Source organism: Actinomadura bangladeshensis (genome assembly GCF_004348335.1).
In the GTDB taxonomy this organism is placed as follows: domain Bacteria; phylum Actinomycetota; class Actinomycetes; order Streptosporangiales; family Streptosporangiaceae; genus Spirillospora; species Spirillospora bangladeshensis.
The window spans coordinates 1-593 of record NZ_SMJW01000597.1 but is presented as its reverse complement, the minus strand read 5'-3'; the positions used below and the strand labels follow the sequence as shown (position 1 = coordinate 593).

The following is a 593-nucleotide window of genomic DNA, read 5'->3' as shown; positions in this document are numbered from 1 at the left end:
AGGTTGATCGGCTCCACCCTCGATGACGACAGGTCGTTATCGAGAGAGGGGCGGGCTGGTGGCAGAGCCAGTCAGAGCACGGCGGTTGACCCAGGACGAGGGGCGCCGGCTGCAGCAGATCATCCGGCGGGGCAAACACGAGTCGATCCGGGTCCGCCGGGCGATGATCATCCAGGCGTCGTCGGCGGGCACACCGGCCCCGGCGATCGCCCGCCTGGTCGCCGCGCACGAGGACACCGTCCGGGACGTGATCCACGACTTCAACCAGCGGGGGCTGGCCTGCCTGGACCCTGACTGGGCGGGAGGCCGTCCCCGCCTGATCAGCGATGATGACATCGCGTTCATCATCGAGACGGCCCGAACGCGCCCGGCCAAGCTCGGGCGTCCGTTCACCTGCTGGAGCATCCGCAAACTCGCCGACCACCTCGCCGACCACAGCGACCGGAAGATCCAGATCGGGCGTGAGCGGCTGCGGCAGATCCTGCACGCCCACAGGGTCACCTTTCAGCGGACCCGCACCTGGAAGACCTCCAACGACCCCGACTTCGAGACCAAGCTGGACCGCATAGAGGAGGTCACGACCCGGTTCGCGG

At 68.3% G+C, this 593-nt stretch carries 1 protein-coding gene; it reads left to right on the top strand.

The genetic code is table 11. The annotated features are described in order from the left end of the window. Window positions 1-58: 58 nt before the first annotated feature. A partial coding sequence (locus E1284_RS41065) for a helix-turn-helix domain-containing protein (RefSeq protein ID WP_131945485.1) occupies window positions 59-593 on the top strand: 535 nt, incomplete at its 3' end.